Origin of the sequence: Winogradskyella sp. R77965 (genome assembly GCF_044594915.1) — a bacterium.
Taxonomy (GTDB): Bacteria; Bacteroidota; Bacteroidia; order Flavobacteriales; family Flavobacteriaceae; genus Winogradskyella.
This window is the reverse complement of sequence record NZ_CP138990.1, coordinates 584866-604567: the sequence shown is the minus strand read 5'-3', so window position 1 is coordinate 604567 and position 19702 is coordinate 584866. Positions and strand designations below refer to the sequence as shown.

8 protein-coding genes are annotated in these 19702 nt (G+C 34.2%); 5 read left to right on the top strand and 3 right to left on the bottom strand.

Features of this window, described 5'->3' with window-relative positions:
- Nucleotides 1-59: 59 nt before the first annotated feature.
- The 3 genes from SJY34_RS02745 to SJY34_RS02735 all read left to right on the top strand — a co-directional run bounded on the left by SJY34_RS02745 (nt 60) and on the right by SJY34_RS02735 (nt 14776).
- Nucleotides 60-8279, top strand: coding sequence for a T9SS type B sorting domain-containing protein (locus tag SJY34_RS02745; RefSeq protein WP_400078683.1), 8220 nt, complete (start codon nt 60-62; stop codon nt 8277-8279).
- Between the two features lie 17 nt (nt 8280-8296).
- Entirely contained in the window at nt 8297-9280 is a 984-nt protein-coding gene (locus SJY34_RS02740) for a type IX secretion system membrane protein PorP/SprF (RefSeq protein WP_400078681.1), read from the top strand.
- Nucleotides 9281-9814: 534 nt separating this feature from the next.
- Nucleotides 9815-14776 (top strand): PQQ-dependent sugar dehydrogenase, encoded by a 4962-nt coding sequence (locus SJY34_RS02735; RefSeq protein WP_400078679.1) that lies wholly within the window; start codon nt 9815-9817, stop codon nt 14774-14776.
- 97 nt (nt 14777-14873) lie between these two features.
- Here the strand turns inward: SJY34_RS02735 and SJY34_RS02730 are convergent, their stop codons facing one another.
- Entirely contained in the window at nt 14874-15254 is a 381-nt protein-coding gene (locus tag SJY34_RS02730; RefSeq protein WP_400078677.1) for a hypothetical protein, read from the bottom strand.
- Between the two features lie 12 nt (nt 15255-15266).
- On the bottom strand, nt 15267-17387 hold the full coding sequence (locus SJY34_RS02725; protein WP_400078676.1) for an elongation factor G: 2121 nt from the start codon (nt 17385-17387) through the stop codon (nt 15267-15269).
- Nucleotides 17388-17525: 138 nt separating this feature from the next.
- Here SJY34_RS02725 and SJY34_RS02720 point away from each other — a divergent pair, with 138 nt between their 5' ends.
- Both SJY34_RS02720 and SJY34_RS02715 read left to right on the top strand, forming a co-directional pair.
- Nucleotides 17526-18341, top strand: a complete 816-nt coding sequence (locus SJY34_RS02720) for a DUF1853 family protein (RefSeq protein ID WP_400078674.1) — start codon at nt 17526-17528, stop codon at nt 18339-18341.
- Complete coding sequence (locus SJY34_RS02715) at nt 18341-18901, top strand: pseudouridine synthase (RefSeq protein ID WP_400078672.1); 561 nt, start codon at nt 18341-18343, stop codon at nt 18899-18901. Before SJY34_RS02720 ends, SJY34_RS02715 begins: the two co-directional genes overlap by 1 nt.
- Here SJY34_RS02715 and SJY34_RS02710 read toward each other — a convergent pair.
- A complete protein-coding gene (locus tag SJY34_RS02710) occupies nt 18891-19619 on the bottom strand; it encodes a hypothetical protein (RefSeq protein ID WP_400078670.1) in 729 nt (242 codons plus the stop codon). The two genes, SJY34_RS02715 and SJY34_RS02710, sit on opposite strands and share 11 nt — an antisense overlap.
- Nucleotides 19620-19702 lie beyond the last annotated feature (83 nt).

Genomic DNA, 19702 nt, shown 5'->3' with positions numbered 1-19702 from the left:
GCCAACTTTTACATCTTTTATTGCCCCATAAAAGATGTGAAAAATTAAATGTAAATACCATGGAAAAACCTACTTTTTCAAGAATTGTATTGGTAGTCATACTTCTCATTTTGGGACAACAAATGTTCACCCAAAACCTTGTCCCATTTTCACCGCGGTATGATCAAGCTATTAAAGGTGATATCCTTTTAATTGGAAACAGTAATGTAGGACTACATGTTTCCGATCCATATAATGGTAACGATGCCAATGACCGAGTAGATGCCGCTGTGTATGTAGATATCGATGGAGACCCTAGTACATTTAACTCCAGCACTGCAGATTTAGATGTTCCTAGTGATGAAAGTTGTTATCAAATAGTATATGCTGGTTTATATTGGAGTGCTGTAGTTAATGGGGATGAACCCATTTCAGAGGTTAAATTTAAAGTTCCTGGCAGTCCATATATGGATATTACCGGTACTGAAATTTACTATCAAAATGCTGCAAATAATAGTGAGTCTAATACATATGCTTATTATCATGATGTCACAGATATTTTAACAGCATTACCAAATCCAGAAGGCACATATGGTGTTGCCAATATTTCGTCTTTAGTAGGGCCAAAACCAAATTCTGAAGGTCTTTCTGCGGGTTGGTCGCTTTTTGTAGTTTATGAAGATCCGCTTTTACCAAGTAAATATATTACCTCATTTGATGGGTTTACAAAAATAACTAGTACGATCAATGAAACATTTCCTGTTTCAGGATTCACCACGATACCTACTGGTCCTGTACGTGCAAAATTCGCATTCAACACTATTGAGGGTGATAGACGTTATACAGGTGATTATTTAGAACTCAATGGAACTCCTATTAGTGCCACTAATAATGCAGGTACCATAATTCGTCCGGTGAATAACTTTTTTAATAGTTCGGTTTCTGATATTGACCCTGTAACCAATACCTCTGAGTTATTTACTAACAGAATTCCAAATAGTTCTAACACTTTAGGATTCGATTCTGGAATTATAAACATTCCAAATCCAGGAAATACACTAATTCCCAATAATGCAACATCAGCAGATATTAGTCTAGGTAGTAATTTAGATATCTATTATTATTATTTCAGTGCTTTTGCCATTGAGATTATTGCTCCAAATATTGTATTAACTAAAACCGTTGAAGATGACTTAGGAAATGATATTGGTGGACAACTTGTAGGTTTAGGTTCTTCTCTCAACTATGTTATTGGCTTTCAAAATACAGGGAATGACGATGCGACAAACTTTACAATTAGAGATATTCTACCTATAAATATTATTTACAATCATCCAACAGATTTGGTTCTTCCAACGGGTGTTTCAGTTGTAAGTTATAATCCTATAACTAGAGAACTCGTTTTAAGTATTGATAATTCTCTTGTTGAAGAAAATGATCCGGTTTATGAAATACGTATCGAAGTTCAAGTTGTTGATGATTGTGGTCAGTTGGCAGATGCATGTTCCAATATAGTGAATAATCAAGCTTTTGCGACATATCAAGGAACTGTAAATCCTAATTTTACTATTTCAGATGATCCAAGTTTTAGTAGCAATACGGGTTGTTTATTAACACCACAAGCCACTAATTTTTTAGCTGATTTAGATTGTACTTTTGAACAGAGCGAAGTTCTTTGTGGTGATAGTTTAGAACTAACTGCCGCGAATGGTTATGATTCTTATGCATGGTCAACGAGTCCAACAGGAACACCTGTAATTGGAACTTCACAAACAATAACGGTTACAGCAACAGGTACTTATTATTCATATAATACGGCAATCGCACCATGTCAATCAATTGTTCAGCAATTTAATGTTGAGCTCTTTGGAAGTAACACTACGAATCCTGTGATTCCTTTTGCTGATGAAGTAGTGACTTGTCCTAATGATGGGAAATTACTACCAAACATCTTTTTATGTGGCGCAAATGATTCAAGATTAATTGAAACTAACATATCAAGCTCTACTTCTATTATATGGGAAAAACTTGATGAATCGAGTTGTGCTGCTGTTGTAAACGAAGATTGTGCCAATGAAGATGCAGCATGTACATGGAATGAAGTTGGTAATGGATCAAATTTTCTAGCTGATACATCTGGTCAATATCGAATGACAATTAACTATCCTGGTGGATGTTTTGTTCAATTTTATTTCAACATCTTTGAGAATTTACTAGACGCTACAGTAGTATCCAATGATATAATTTGTGCAACAGATGGAAGTATAACTGTAAATGGAGTTCCAAATGGCTATGAATATAGTATTGACAATATAAATTTTCAAACTAGCAATGTATTTTCTGTAAGTACTGCAGGTACATATACGGTTTACATAAGACAAACAGGAGTACCAAGTAATCCTTGTGTTTTTACGGTTCCAGATGTTCAAATTTTAGATAGAGATTATACAGGTACTAGTACAGTAACTCAGCCTCTATGTTACGGAGATAAAGGGAGTATTCACTTAGCTTCAAACGACGCTGATCCACAATATACATTTACATTATACAATGGAGCAACATTGGTTAATAGTGTTGGGCCAATTATTGAAAACAATTATACTTTCGATAATTTAAATCCAGGAACATACACAGCAACTTTAGAGACTGAAAATGGTTGTGTATTCACTGAGGATATTACAATTGTTGAACCTCCATTACTAACAGTAACTGCCGCAATAAGTGCACCATTAACTTGTAATGACGGTGAGATTACGGTTTATCCTGTTGGTGGAACACCACCTTACTTCTATTTTGTAAATAGTACAACCGTTTTTCAATCTGTACCAGAAATTGTAGTTACAACTGCTGGTGTTTATGATATAACAGTTATCGATTCTAATAACTGTAGCGCTAATACGAGTATAACTTTAGATGCTATTCCTGCTCCAGACTTTACAGTTTCTACTACTAATATTTTATGTGGTGATGCAAGTGATAGTGGAGAGCTAACGATAAATGTTACAAATGCTAATGGTAATAGTTTAGCCTACAGTATTGATGGAGGTGCAACTTTTGTAAGTTCAAATGTTTTTGCAGGACTTTCAGTAGGTAATTATGATATTGTAGTTCAATATACTTCTGGAACATCAGTATGTATTACAGATCCTCAAACCGCAACAATTACTTCTAACATAGCTATTTCTGGTACTGCAGAATTGACATCATCATTAAGTTGTAATGGAGATGGTACTGTTACGGTTACAACAGTTACAGGTGGCGATGCTCCATATGAATATAGTATTGATGGAATTACGTTTCAAACTAGTAATGTATTTTCTGGTTTATCACAAGGTACTTATACCATAACTGTAAAAGATGATAATGACTGTACTTCAGTTACAAATGATATTACAATTGATGCTTTAAATCCACCGACAGATTTAGAATTTGATAACCCATCAGTAACATGTCCAACAAACACAACAACTGTTACTATTACAGGAACAACAGGTGGTACAGGACTATTAGAATATCAAATTATTGCACCTGCTTCAGCAGCGACAGCTTACCAAACATCAAGCACATTTTCTGGGTTAGAACCAGGAACATACACCTTCCAAGTTAGAGATGAAAATGATTGTGTTTATAGTGAATCTTATACTATTGCCCCTATTCCAACACCAACATTAAATGTGGTATTAACAGAAGATTTAGATTGTACAGTAACACCAGATGCTATACTCACAGGAACTATAACAGGACCTGCGCCATATACTTATGCTGTATCAATAAATGGAAGTGCATATGCTTCGTTAGGAGCAACAGGTACTCCGTTTACATATTCTACACCTAACGCTGGAAACTATCAGTTTGAAATCACTGATGCCAATGGTTGTACCGCTGAATCATCAATAATAACTGTAGAACCTCTATCATTACCAGCATTGAGCTTGGTAGCACAAAATCAACCCATATTATGTAATGGTGATGCAAACGGTTCAATAGATATAACAATTGACAATACTGTTGGTACTCCACCTTTTACGATCAATGTTAATAATGATACAACGAGTACTGATTATGGAACACAAACTTCTGGATTACCAGCAGGAACTTACACAGTAACACTTACAGATTCTAAATCTTGTACAACTACAGAAACAGTTACAATTAATGAACCAGATCCAATTGTGGTGAATTATAATGTGAATGATATTACATGTGATATTAGTGGATTGTCTCAAGGATCAATAATTATAAATTCTGTTATTGGTGGAACAGCTCCTTATGACTACTTTGTTACTGGTACAAATGGGTATTCTAATTCAGAATCTAATATGACCGGATCCACTTCTACAAATTTTGATGTAGTAGATTTTGGTCTATACCAAATTAATGTAGTTGATGCAAATGGTTGTTCTGTATTGTTTCAAGATGTACTTGTAGCTTCACCTCCAACCGACTTAGTTATAGATATAAATACCTCCGTTGATTGTTCTACTGGTGGAACAGCTTTGGTAAGTATAGGTTCTACTTTAGCAAGTTCTGGCCCATTTTGGTTTAGTATTTATCAAGGACCGTCTTCAGTATATCCACTTCCTGCAGGAACATGGATTCCAGAAGATGCAGTTGGTAGTCAATCTGCAACATTTAACAACCTAACTCCTGGTGTAACTTATACATTTATAGTTTATGATGAATCCACACTATGTAGTTATTATGAACCTGCTTCAACACCAATTCCAACATCATCAACATTAACTGCAACTGCAGTTAGTGCAAATAATATAACATGTACAGGAAGTGCTGACGGTAATGTTTCGTTTACTGTAAATAGTATTTATGGTTCTGCTGTTAACATAGATTATGAAATCTTTGACTCTTTGACTTTAAATAGTACAGGAGTTAGCAACTCAGGTACAGTGCCAGCGAATGGATCATTAACTATATCTGATTTAGGACCATTACCCTTTGGCAATTATTATGTGAATATAGTTGAAACTTCCGGATCGAATTCTGGTTGTGGAGTGGTAACGATACCTTTTAATATTACAGAATCTGCTATATTACTAGAGCTTTCAACCTCATTAGATCAGAATGCAAATTGTAATGCTAACTCTGGCGTAATAAGTGCTATTGGTCAAAATGGAACGGCTCCGTATCAATATCAGATTACCACTACTCCAACAGCTCCATTGGCTTCTGATGCTGCATGGGCTTCGGCAAGTGTATTTAACGTTGATGCAGGTGATTATTACGTTCATATTATAGACGCATATGGCTGTATTATTTCGAGTCCGATTATAGTCGTACCATTAGATCCTTCACCTGTAATTTCAGCAGTTGTAAGCAACCAATGTACTGTTACCGAAGGAAATTTTGAAATTGATGTAACTCTTGATACAACTGGTACAGCTCCATATAGATATAGCATTGATGGTGGAGCTTTTCAATCATTAACAGCACCATTTACGCTATCTAATTTATTTTCAGGAACGCATACTGTAGAAATACAAGATGTAAATGGCTGTGGAAATATAGTGTCTGTAGATATCGCAGCGCCAATTACAATAACACCAGATGTCACAGCTTTGCCATCATGTAATAACGATGACGGTGAGATAACAATGACAACTACAGGTGGTTCTGGTACTTACACTTATAGCATTTTGCCAAATCCAGCATCAATTAGTATAGCTGGAGATGTTATTTCTGGAGTTCCAGCAGGTTTATACACTATAACAATTACAGACATTGTTACATTGTGTACTGAAGAAGTTACGGTTAATTTACCTGAAGCGATAATTCCGATGTTTACATTAACACCAACAGCAATCACTTGTTTTGGTGATAACAATGGATCTTTTGACATAAACGTTACAAATTACACAGGTGCGTATACTTATGAAGTATTTGACGATTTAGGGGCTTCAGTAACTGGTGTTGTAAATGCAAATACATCAACAAATCCATTCACAGTATCGGGAATGAATGCAGGATTGTATTCTGTAGTTATTACAGAAACTGCTTTTCCATTCTGTTCTAACACATCAAATGTTGCTATTGAGTCACCTTCAGATGCTTTAACACTTTCAATTTCAGAAACTTCTGATGTAACTTGTAATAATAATCGAGGCACAATCACGGCCATCGCAGCTGGTGGTTGGGGAGATTTTGAATTCGAATTAACAGGTGATGCAACTGTTGCATATTCGCCAAACAGTGTATTTGCGGATTTATCTGCAGGAACTTATACAGTAAATGTAAGAGATGCTGGAGGTTGCATAGTTTTTGAAACTATTACTTTAGACGAACCTACTCCTATCACGGCCACATTTACACCAAGCACCACAGCTTTAGCCTGTTTTGGTGACCAGAATGCAAATATTACAATTACTAATGTATCTGGCGGACAAGGCTCAAATTACACATATACACTTAATACTATTTTACCAATACCAAGTACTTCCGGTCCTCAAACATCTAATGTATTTGATAACTTAGGTCCAGGAACTTATTCTGTTAGAATTACAGAAGGCTTTGATTGTGAACTAACATCAATAGATATAGTCGTTACTGAACCTGCGCCAATTGAAGCAAGTTTAGTAAGAGCTACAGCACAAAGCTGTTTAGTTGAATCTACTTTAACCTTAAGTGCTACAGGAGGGACAGGAACGTATTCATATAGTGATAGTCCAAGTTTCTCAACCATACTTGGTTCTTTTAGCTCGTCTACAACATTTAGTGTACCACCAGGAACCTACTCTTATTATGTAAGAGATGTAAATGGCTGTTTAGCAAATGTATCTAATGAAATCACTATAGAGCCATTGCCAGATCTTACATTGACTCTTGAGGCTTCCAATTTAACTATTAATTGTACCGGTGATAATAACGGTTCTATTACAGCAGTGGCCCAAGGAGGACTAGGAAATTATATATACTCATTACAAGATGGCTCAGGAACTGCGATAACTGCAACTCAAAATACTCCTGGCTATTTCACTGAACTTTATGCTGGTGACTACATTGTACTTGTAGAAAGTGGTGATTGTGCAACAACTTCTGCACCAATTAGTATTACAGAACCAACTGCACCACTTGAAGCAACTATTGAAGTCAACAATGTTACATGTAGTGGAAACGATAATGGATCTGTTGAAATCACGGCATCTGGTGGTACTGGAGTTATTAAATATGCCATTTCACCTCAATTAAATCAATTCTTTGATACTAATATATTTGAAAACTTAGCACCCGGCGATTATGATTTAATTGTACAAGATGTTTTAGGTTGTTATTTGAATTTAAATTTTACAATTTCTGAGCCAACTCCTGTTATTCTGAGTATTGTCGCCAATTCTGTTTTTCCTGAATTATGTGAAGATGATGCTAATGGTGAGTTTAGTATTGATATTTCTGGTGGAAATTTACCATATAGCGTAAGCCTAGATGATTACGAAGGTGTTTACACTGTAGGAAGTGCAACACAAACAGAATTTGACTTTACAAATTTAAATGGTGGTGATCATATAGTATATGTGAGAGATGCACAAGATTGTGAATCTGAATGGAATATAACATTCCCAGAATCAGTTAGAATTGAACCACAAGTAATGATAGAAAACATTTGTGAAAACAACACGCAAAGCAATGTTGTTAAGGTCACTGTTGACGACTCTATTACAGATCCGATAGATTTAGATTATTCGTTAGATGGTGGTCCTTATCAAGCAAGTAATGTATTTAATAATGTCCCTGCAGGAACAGATCATTATATCGATGTAAGGCATACAAATGGCTGTATTCAAACTACCGAGCTTTTTGAAATTGAAGGTTACGAACCTGTAACACTAACCCTTACAGAAGGAGGACTCAATGAATTTATAGCGAATGCTTCAGGTGGTACTGGAGACTATCAATTTACCATGAATGGCGAAGATTATGGAGATGTTAACAATTACATCATTACTGAATCAGGGTTATATACAGTTAAAGTTACAGACAGTAATGGTTGTTTTGCAACCGCTCAGGTTGAATTAGAATTTATTGACCTCTGTATACCTAATTGGTTTACTCCAAATGGTGATGGAGAGTATGATACGTGGGCGCCTGGTTGCTCAGATAATTATCCAAACCTCTCTTTCAATATTTTTGACAGATATGGTCGTCAGGTAGCAGAATATAACGTAGGTCAGGTTTGGGACGGAAGATATAATGGAACTGAATTACCAACTGGTGATTATTGGTATGTCGTTAGAACTAATGATCCAGATGTTGACAAAGAATTTGTTGGACACTTTACCCTTTACAGATAAAACTAAAAGATACTAAGATGAAAAAAATAACACTATATATGATCCTTTTGGTTATGTCATTCGGTTATAGCCAAGAGTTCAATTTGCCAGTTTTTACACAGTATTTGGCGGATAACGATTTTGTAATCTCACCAACCTATGCTGGTATTGGTGATAATTTAAAAATCAAAGCTAATGGATTAACCCAATGGGTCGGTATTAAAAATGCGCCAGATAATCAATCCATTTATGCAGATTTCAGAATCTCTGATCGCACAGGCGTTGGTATTTCTGCTTACAATGATAGAAATGGTAATACACTTCAAAAGGGTGTAAAATTTTCATTTGCGCATCATTTAACCTTAGATTATAAGTCAAAACAGTTTCTGTCTTTTGGACTTTCGTATAATATCAATAGTTTCAGAATAGATATTGAAAATTTCAATACAACTTACGAGACACCTATCGTTGACCCAAGTATAACTGACGATAGATCAGTTTCTAACAATAACTTTGATTTTGGCTTTTTATACCGCTGGAAGGCATTTTACTTGAGTATGAATGCCAACAACGTTATGCAAAAAGAAATAGATGTTGAAAGAGTTGCGGAACCAAATCAACTTTTAAATTATCAAATATATACTGGACTTGTTTTAAAAAGTAATAGTAATAAAGATGTAGAATTTGAACCTTCTATATTTTACCAAATGTTTGATAGTGACAAACGTTCAAGTACAGATGTGAATTTTAAATACAGAAAGTTTAACAGAAAAGGAGATTATTATTTTTTAGGAGGATCTTACCGTTTTCTTAATGATCAATTTTTTAAACCTTTAAATGTTGGGCCAATAGCTGGTATTACCTTTGATAAACTATTTTTTGCATATTCTTATCAGTTAACCATAAATGATTTATCTGGCTTTAACTCAGGAACGCATATGGTTACTATTGGTTTAGACCTTTTACAAAATGCTAGTAATTGTGCTTGTACAAAAGGGACGAGTCAGAGTTATTACAGGTAAAAGTGAGATATTTCATCTATGTTTATCAACCTCTAATTTTTTGTCTTATAAATATTTGTTCGTTGAACGACTAAATATGTATTTAAACAAATATCTTAAAATTAAACTTCTTTAATTGTGACCATACTACAGTTACGGACTCTAATAAATGTGTAACTATACGTATCCTTTTTAGGATTAAACACATTGTAACTTAATTGATTTTTAAGCTTTTAAGCGTTACAATCATCCTAAGAGTATCTATTTAAAAGATTTATGTTCAATTAGTCGATTATTAGATTCATTTGATACGGAAATAGTTAGTTTTAAATGCTTTAAATGAATAAACTTACATGATACATAAAGAAACGACTAATCAGTATATTCGGCGCTTTTATTTTTAATATAAAGTATTTATAATGTGCTACTTACGTTCATCGTTAATTATTGAACCTTTATCGAAATGTTTGTTACTTATGGTCAAATTTTAAAAAATTTTATACTTAAAGGCCTTACCTTTACAATGCTATTAATCAATAATTTTTCAAAACAATTATGAAAAATCAATTTTCCAACCAACCTATTGGAAGTTTTATGCAATACATCAAACCCAAATCGTTAAAGTTTAATATTTCATTAATCATTATAGGATCACTAATTTTTTTAGCCGCTTTTCCTTATTTTTCAGGATCAGGTTTACCAGCAGCTAAGACGATAGCTCCATATGCTAATAATACATTCCCAACATCTGTTGATGTTGATTTAGATGCCACTTATAGAGTAGCATTTCCAAACCTCACTTTTTTCTATCCTATAACATATAGAATGGTTCCTAATCAGGAAAAAGTTATAGTTGGCCAGCTCAATGGTACCATCTATTGGTTTGATAATGATGAAACAACGTTAGATAAAAACTTGCTAATCGATTTGTCCGATGAAGTTGGGCTAGTATCTGATGGCGGTTTTTTAGGCTTAACTATACATCCCGAGTTCGATGCTGCAGCAAACCCAAAGAACTATTTTTACGTCTATTATGCTACAAAAAATAGTGATGGTGAAGATTTTCCTCAATTTGGAGGATATACAAGTCAAGGTTGTGACTATAGCGAAAACACCACTACGCATGGGCCAAATGGAGAGCATCAAGGTAATTTTTTAATTTTAGAGAGATTTGAAGTAGATCCATTGACATTGACTGTTGTTGCCAATTCTAGAACAACACTCTTAAAGAATAGGTTATACGGTACGACGCATTATGGTGGAGGTTTAGATTTCGGTAATGACGGCTTTTTATATCTTACCACTGGCGATATGGCTTCATGGAGACGATCACAAGACATTATGGATAATTTAGATGGTGGAGTTTTAAGGTTAGACGTCGATAAAGATCCCTCGAAAAGTCACGCACCTTTGCGAAAAAAACCAGTAGATACGGGTTATTCAGATGAAATTAGTGGAAATGAATATTGGATACCCAACACTAATCCCTATTCTGATAATACGACAGGATCTATAACATCATTATATGGTCAACCAAACTTAACAACATCAGACCCTAATGATGTTTACATGGCAGGTGATTTTTTTGAAGAATATTATAGTATTGGATTAAGAAATCCTTTTAGAATGACAAAGGATAAACTAACAGGTACCTTTTACATTGGGGATGTGGGTCTATCTTCTCAAGAAGAAGTAGATATATTACATGCAGGCGCTAACTTTGGTTGGCCAGAATACGAAGGACTAGTCACTGGACCTGGCTGTGATCCTAGTGGCGAACTGTTTAATAATATGGCTCATACCGAACCAATAACTGCTTTTGACAGAGCAGATGCTAATTCTATAACGGGTGGATTCGTGTACCGAGGAACTGGTATACCTGAACTCTATGGAAAATATATATGTGCGGATTATGGTGGTGGAGGTGAGCTATTTTCTGTTGATATTGGGACTGGCGCATATACAGAAATCGCCTCAGTATCGAGTGTTATTTCTTTTGGAGAGGACAATGATGGAGAACTTTATCTTTTAAGACTTGGGCAAAATACTAATATTTATAAACTTATAGATGATGACGTTAATAGTGGTGAATCTGCGCCAGTATTGCTTTCTGAAACTGGTGTTTTTTCGGATTTATCAAGTCTAGACGTAATCGATGGTTTTGTTCCTTATGAGCTTTACGAATCATTTTGGTCTGATGGAGCTTTAAAAAAACGGTGGATTGCGGTGCCAAATAATGATGGTGTGCATAGCGGACCAAATGAACAAATTAATTATTCCGAATATGGTGACTGGGAATATCCACCAGGAACTGTAATAGTAAAGCATTTTGATCTACCAATAGATGATAATGACCCAGCAATAACAAAGAAAATTGAAACACGCTTTTCTATTGTTGATGAAAATGGGGAAATGTACTTTCTTACTTATAATTGGAATGAACAACAAACAGATGCTATTCTGCAAACCACGAGTGTAGATGAGCCTGTAGATATTACAACAACTACAGGAGGAACAAGAACACAAATGTGGCATTTTCCTTCTAATTCAGAATGTATAGATTGCCATAACGAGGCAAATAAAGGAGGTCTTGGATTAAAACCAAGATACTTAAATACCGATTATGACTATTCTACACACGATCCAAATGGTCAAATAGGTAATCAATTGGTCACCTTAAGTCACCTTGGTATTATTAATGAATCAATAACTGATGCTGATACTCCAAATCTTATAACTAATAAATCTTTGCAAGATCCAAATGCTACTATCGATGAAAAAGCAAGGTCATATTTAGATTTAAATTGTGCTTATTGCCACAGACATGATAGTGGTAATAGAGCCAATTTCGATTTGCGATATTTTAATAGTCTTGAGGCTACTGAATTACTAACTGCAGGTATATTAACTCCATTGGGAATTGATCCAAACGAAGAAATTGTTTATGCAGGTGATGCCTCAAAATCGATATTGTATCATCGAATGAACAGTTTAGATCAAACAATTATGATGCCACCTATAGCTAAATCTATTATCGATCAGCCAGCTGTTGATCTCATTGAGGCATGGATAAATCAGTTGGATGCAAACAGTACAAATGTTCCTAACGGTCCAAATCCAATAGTGAACTTAGCGCTTTTAACTTCTGCACAATTAAGCGGATCTATAAGTCAAGGTTCTGGTAGAGGAACTCCATTAGATATCCTTTATGATCCGACTGTTGGTGATTATAAAGTGAATTCGCAATTCTCGGAATATGGTGTGCCTTTTCAGGAAAATTTAGGAACAGTGGATGCTGAGAACGGTTTCTTTTGGCGTGTGGATTGGCCTAGTCCAAAATTTGTAAATTATATAACATTTGGTGGTGCCTATCCTAATCAACCGCAACCAAATACCATGTGGCGTGTAAGTTATTTAAGAAGCGGCGTTTGGTACACCATTGAAGAAGGTCAAGGTGGTTGGATTCATAATAGTACTGGTGATAATTGGGCTAATACAGCAATTTATGAATGGGATGGTACAGATAAAGCACCAGTATATGCAGAAGCTCTAAGATTACAGTTGTACAGTGATGGTACCAATGACTTAGTGAGTATACATTTAAGAGGAAGAGGTGGTAATACACAGTTTAGTAATGGAGATGACAATGATACAGAGCCAAAAGCGAGTTTAATGCAATTTCTTCCTTTTAGTGATTATACAACTATCACTTCTATTACTGCTGGGTCTCAATCTAGTTGTAACCCAAGTGACAATACTTACAGTCAAGATTTAATTATATCATATACCAATCCTCCAGAAACAGGTATGTTATTAGTTAATGGTCAAACATTTTCTATTACTAATAGTCCACAAACCATTACTCTAACTGGACTAGATTCAGATGGTTTAGATGTTGAAGTACAAGCTGAATTTACTGACGGTTATAAAAGCCTGTATAATAGTGGAGCAAAAGTTTTTACGGCACCTCATGAGTGTATTAATTTAGTCGTTGGTGTAGATGAAGACGTTATTATCAATTCTGATTACACAGTTCCAGTAAATGGTAGCATAGAAATCCTAGAAGGAGGCAGTTTAACCATAGATGGAAATTTAACCGTGAATGGTGAGGTCACATTAAATTCAATATCTGATAAATATTCTAGTTTAATCGTTACAGGTACCAGTATCGGAAATGTGAGCTACAAAAGACATGTCAATGAATTCAATGGTATTACTGGTAATGACCTTATTTCATCGCCTTTAAAAGGAGATACTTTCGGAGATTTTGCTACCAGAAACCCTAATTTGTATGAAAACCCTGGAAATTCAGAACAGAAGCTATTTGGCCATTTTGATGAAGTTAATAGTGAATATATCATATACAGTACTAATACTAATGCAAATACAAGCTTGGTAGAAGGAGTTGGATATAGAGCAGCTAGAGACAGTGCAGATGATCCTATAAATGGTGCAACACTTACATTTTATGGTGAAACTGAGACTGACATAGTTACTGCTAATATAACAACCTCTGGAACCACATATAATGGCTGGAATTTAATTGGTAATCCCTATTCGTCATACCTAGATTTTGATGCATTTTTTGCATTAAATAGTTCGGAATTCGATGTAAACCAATATCAAGCCATATATGGTTACGATGGTGATACTTCCAATGGGTGGGAAATATTAAACAGCATCACTACAGGTAGACTAATCGCGCCAGGGCAAGGGTTCTTTGTTAAGTCAAAGCCAGGAGGAGGTTTAATAACATTTACTCCAGCCATGCGAGTAAAAGGAGCTTCTGACGATTTTATTTTAGGAAGAGCCAATAACTTGTCTCCAGATTATTTAAAATTAAAAATTAGTAATCAGAATCAGGAATTTACAACAGATTTCTTTTTCACTGATAATGCTACTTCTGGTTTAGACGTAGGTTATGATGCTGCATTATTTCAAGGTACTGTCCCAGATTTTTCACTTTATTCTAATTTAGTGGAGGAGAATAATAATGAGATATTAGCTATTCAAGTTTTGCAAAGAAATAGTATTGATGACGTTTCAATTCCTTTGGGTATACATGCTGTACAAGGGCAAGACATTGTAGTTAGTATTGTCGAAAGTGATATTCCAGAAGATATTAATGTATATTTAGAAGATACTTCTAATAAAACATTGACATTATTGAATACCACCAATTATACATTCACTGCTAATAGTAATTTAACTGGTACTGGTCGCTTTTATCTAAGATTCCAAAATACTATACTTAGTAAAAATGAATCCTCTTTAGAAAACTTAGACATCTTTGCCAATAAAAATGAGAAATCTATAATTATTGTTGGACAATTACAGAGTGAAACTAATATTAAGCTTTACGATATTCATGGACGTGTTATCCTGTCAAGAGCTTTAGATACTAGTAGAACAAGACAGGTTATTGATGTTAATCAATTTAACGATGGCATTTATATTATTGAACTATTTAGTGTCGCAGGAGAAAAACGCACACAAAAATTAGTGATTCGTCAATAGTCATAGTTGAATATGAAACAGTCTATTGTTTCTAGGTAAAATTAAAAACCACAAGAAATATCTTGTGGTTTTTTAGTTTAGTTAATTAAGGCAAAACCTATAGTACTTCTAAAAAGAAATCCATTAGCTCTTCTTTTAGATCATAATGCAATTTTATATAAGTACGCATATCTTCTTTAAGCGTATGCTGTTCATTTTGAAGACGTCCATCTATATTTTCATTATAATCTGCATTATTAATATTTACCATTTTATTTCTGCATCTATGCATTAATTTTGAAATAGCATCTTTTTCAATCATTATGCGGTTTTGAAAGACTTCAAGTTTCTTCATAGAAATAGGACCTTCTATTCGAGGTACGATTTCTTCTAATTTTTCTTGAAAGGTATCCATTTCATTGAAATGGAAACGTAATTCGCGCTTCCACGTTTCGATATTAAACTTTAAATCGCTTAAATACATTACTTTACTTTGCATGACTGTTGTATTTTATGTGGTTATTAATTCTTTTTCCTTTACTAATTGTTTTTGTACATGATTTGGTACTGAACTATACCCTTCAAAAGTTGAATGATAAGTTGCTCTACCTTGTGTTATTGATCTTAACTGACTTGAAAAATCTGTTAACTCAGCTGATGGTATGATACATCTAAGTATTTGATAATGTGCTTCAGTTTCAATTCCCTGAATAATAGCTCTCCTACTTTGCAATTCCGTCATTACACTACCTACCATTTGTTCAGGTGCGCGTAACGTCATTTGTTCAATTGGCTCTAATAACTTAGGATTAGCATTTAAAAAGGCTTCTTTAAATGCATGTGATCCAGCTATTTTAAATGATATATCATTAGAATCTACGGCATGCATTTTACCATCATAAACCATAACTCTAATGTCTCTAATATATGAGTCTGTTAATGGCCCTGATTCCATAACTTCTAGTATACCCTTCATTATAGAAGGTAAATAACGTTGGTCTATAACTCCACCGACAATACAGTTATAGAAAACCAGTTTCCCGTCCCAAGGTAAATCAACAACTTCCTTACCTCTTAGCGAGAAGCCTTCTGGTTCTGGCATACCTTCATAATAAGGTTCAATCTTTAAATGTACCTGACCAAACTGACCTGAGCCTCCACTCTGCTTTTTGTGCCTATAGTTTGCTGTTGCACTGCGTTGAATCGTTTCACGATAAGAAATTTTCGGATATTCGAATCTAGCTTTTACCTCATAAATATTCTCTAATGACCAGTTTAAGGTAGATAGATGTAATTCTCCTTGTGTACCAATTAATGTCTGATGGGTTTCGCTATTATAACTTAAATCTACCGTTAAATCTTGACTATGAATACGCTTTAATGCTTCACTAAGCTTTTCTTCTTCATTTTTATCTACAGCGAATACGGCTTTTACCAATCTTGGCTGCGGAAATTTGATAGGTTTTATGGTTCCTGCTTCAGCAGAAGAAGCTAAAGTGTCATTCGTCTCTGTAAACTTTAATTTGGTTGTGGCACCAATATCTCCAACAGTTAATTTTTGAACAGCGTTCTTCTGTTTACCATCCATAATATAAAGTTGGTTCAGCGTTTCAGATTCGCCAGTTCTGGTATTAAACAGTTTGTCGTTAACATTAACTTCTCCAGACATAACTTTAAAGAAAGTTATCTGCCCTAAATTTGGCTGGTAAATATTTTTGAAAACAAAAAGTGATGTATCAGCGTCTATTTCTGGTTTTATAAGCTCGCCTTCAATCGTTTGTTCTGGTTTTAAATCTGCTGCTGCTGGTGCAACATTATCAATAAAGCCCATTAAACGGCCAGTACCCATATCTTTTAAAGCAGATACACAAAATACAGGAAACATATCATGATTTAACATCCCCAATTTTATACCTTTTCTCAATTGGTCTTCGTTTAGTGTCCCTTGATCAAAAAATAGCTCCAACAATTCCTCGTCGTTTTCTGCCGCTTTTTCTACCAGTTCATTATGAAGAAATGAAGCATGCTCTAACTGATCAGCTGGTATTTCTAATTTTTCAGGTTTACCACCCTCTGGACCAAACTTGTAACATTTCATTTTAAGTACATCAATGATACATTGCGCACCATCAATCTTAATAGGATACTGAACTAAAACGGCATTTTTACCTACCAATTCTTTAAGGCTATTAAAACTCATTTCAAAATTGGCCTTTTCACTATCAATTTTATTAATTACAAAAAGTGTAGGTTTATGATACTTATCTACATAATTCCAGATAATTTCTGTACCAATATCCGCTCCATGTTTTGCATTTATTACAGTTACAATAGTATCAGCTACTCGGATAGAAGACATTATTTCCCCAATAAAATCATCTAATCCTGGTGTGTCTATAATATTTATTTTATAGTTACGCCATTCTGTATGTAAAGGTGTAGCAAAAACAGAAGCACCGCGTTGGTGCTCAAATTCATGGTAATCGGATATTGTGTTTTGTTGCTCTACTGTTCCTCGTCTGTTTATCAAACCAGCTTCGAAGAGCATGGTCTCAGACAATGTGGTTTTGCCAGCACGATGGGTACCAACAAAAGCCACATTTTTAATGTGTTTGTTATCAAATACTTTCATATACTATGTGATTATTGATTATTTAGATCTTCTTAAAAAAATACACCTTTAAAGGTACTTTTACTTTAATAGAAAAAATATGATATAAGTTAGGTTTTGAATATTTTTAGCAAGTAATTAGTGTTAATAAAGAATCAATTGTACGATACAATAAATTTTCAGGAGCTATTTGAAGGTTTTCAGAATACACCCTTACTTTGGAATGCATCTGATATATATGGGTTTGAGCAATTTTGTCCTGAGCATACCACTAAGCCATTTTATCAGAACTCTGAAATCAAAAAACTAAGATTAGGAAAATGGGTAGAAAATTTTGTCGCTTTTCAGCTTGAAAATCAAGAGGATATTACCATTATTGAAGAAAATCTTCTTATTAAGGAAGAAAAGCGAACGATTGGCGAATTAGATATTTTACTTATAAATCAAAACCAGCCAATTCATTTAGAAGTTGTATATAAGTTCTACCTATATGATAATAGTAATACCTATAACGATCCTCTGGCCTATTGGATTGGACCAAGTCGTAATGATACTTTGGTTTATAAACTCAATAAATTAAAAGACAAACAATTTCCACTACTCCATCATCCAAAAACTTTAGAGACTTTAAAAAAATATCAATTTGATATAAACACCATTAAACAACGAGTGTGTTTTAATGCACAATTATTTTTGCCATACCAAAATCAGGATATTGATGTATCGCCATTAAACACTGATTGTGTAGCTGGTTGGTATTTAAATATTGAACGTATAAATGAACTGGAAAGCTTTCAGTTTTATATTCCAGAAAAACTACAGTGGCTCTGCGCACCTAAAGAAACAGTTGATTGGTTATCATTTATTGAAGCGAAAAATGAAATTAAAACCTTTATCGCAAATAGACAATCACCACTATGTTGGCTGAGAAATGAGCATGGTGAATTTCAAAAATGCTTTATAACTTGGTGGTAATGAAACATAGCTATTTTAAAATATATAAACCCTATGGTTACTTAAGTCAGTTTGTAAACCATCAAAATAAAAGACGAAATAAGAAGCTTTTAAACACTCTATATGCTTTCCCTGAAAGTGTTATGGCAGTTGGTCGTTTAGACGAAAAATCAGAAGGTCTATTGTTAATAACTACTGACGGAAAGTTTAGTAACCAAATCACAAGTTCTAAAGTTGAAAAAGAGTACCATGTGATGGTGGATGGCATAATTACTCCAGAAAAAATTTTGGAACTGCAAAATGGCATAGAAATTTCAGTGGATGGTCAATCTTATAAAACTAAGAAATGTGAGGCTAAAATCTTAAATGATACATCTCATATCGTAGACCGTTTTGTTAGAGATGCAAGACATGGACCAACATCTTGGTTATCTATAACTATAAATGAAGGTAAATTTAGACAAGTTCGAAAAATGACTGCTAGAGTAGGTTTACCTACTTTAAGATTAGTAAGAGTAAGGATTGGAGATTATGAATTAGAATACATGAAGCCTGCAGAAGTATTACGAATTAATTATTAGAAGCAGTATCAGATTCCGCTTCCTCTTCTTTGGCTTTTTCCTTTATTACCGTTTTTTCGTTATTAAAAATAATGGTTGCTTTAACACCTGTAAGTAAATTCCATTCTTTAGAAGAAATTACTTTTCCTTTATCATCATACACAACAAACTCAGCGGTATTTGGCCCAGATTCACCTTGGTTTAGTGCGATAATGTCTACAATGTTTTTACCTTGTGCTAAATCAACTTCAACGCGTCTGTAACTATTGGTTAACAATAAGTTAGACTTCACTATATATCCATTTAACTGTATCTGAACACGATCTCCATCTGCATATTCATGATCTCTACAAACAATATTTACGAACTTGGTATCTACATTATGTTCTCCTAAAAACTGATCAGACATTGTCCTAATAATACCTCCTTTTGCAGCTTCCTTTTTCCAACGTTTTTCGTAAATTTCACTAGGACTTTTTAAACCATCATCATCTATGAGAGAAAATGGTTTTTCAGATTCTTTTATGACAAACTTCTTCTTATCATCTTTAGATTCAGCAGAAGTTTTATCTTTTTCATTTTTAAGTTTAGGTGCTACTTTTATTTTTACAAGTGAAGAATCTTTTTCCTTTTTAGAAACTTCTGCAGGAATTCTAATAGATCTAGTATCTTTATCTTTTATCTCCTTTTTCTTTTCTTTTTGCGCAAAAACCATGCTGCTAAAAAGAATGCAGAACATTAATGATATGATTTTAAAGGCTTTCACGTCTATTTAAATAAAGTATTAATCAACAGAAAATTATATTGCAAATATCGTACCTA

Bases quoted from the DNA above. Each gene is read 5' to 3' on its own strand.
- SJY34_RS02745 (WP_400078683.1), top strand. From the start codon at position 60: ATGGAAAAACCTACTTTTTCAAGAATTGTATTGGTAGTCATACTTCTC.
- SJY34_RS02740 (WP_400078681.1), top strand. From the start codon at position 8,297: ATGAAAAAAATAACACTATATATGATCCTTTTGGTTATGTCATTCGGT.
- SJY34_RS02735 (WP_400078679.1), top strand. From the start codon at position 9,815: ATGAAAAATCAATTTTCCAACCAACCTATTGGAAGTTTTATGCAATAC.
- SJY34_RS02730 (WP_400078677.1), bottom strand. From the start codon at position 15,254: ATGCAAAGTAAAGTAATGTATTTAAGCGATTTAAAGTTTAATATCGAA.
- SJY34_RS02725 (WP_400078676.1), bottom strand. From the start codon at position 17,387: ATGAAAGTATTTGATAACAAACACATTAAAAATGTGGCTTTTGTTGGT.
- SJY34_RS02715 (WP_400078672.1), top strand. From the start codon at position 18,341: ATGAAACATAGCTATTTTAAAATATATAAACCCTATGGTTACTTAAGT.
- SJY34_RS02710 (WP_400078670.1), bottom strand. From the start codon at position 19,619: ATGTTCTGCATTCTTTTTAGCAGCATGGTTTTTGCGCAAAAAGAAAAG.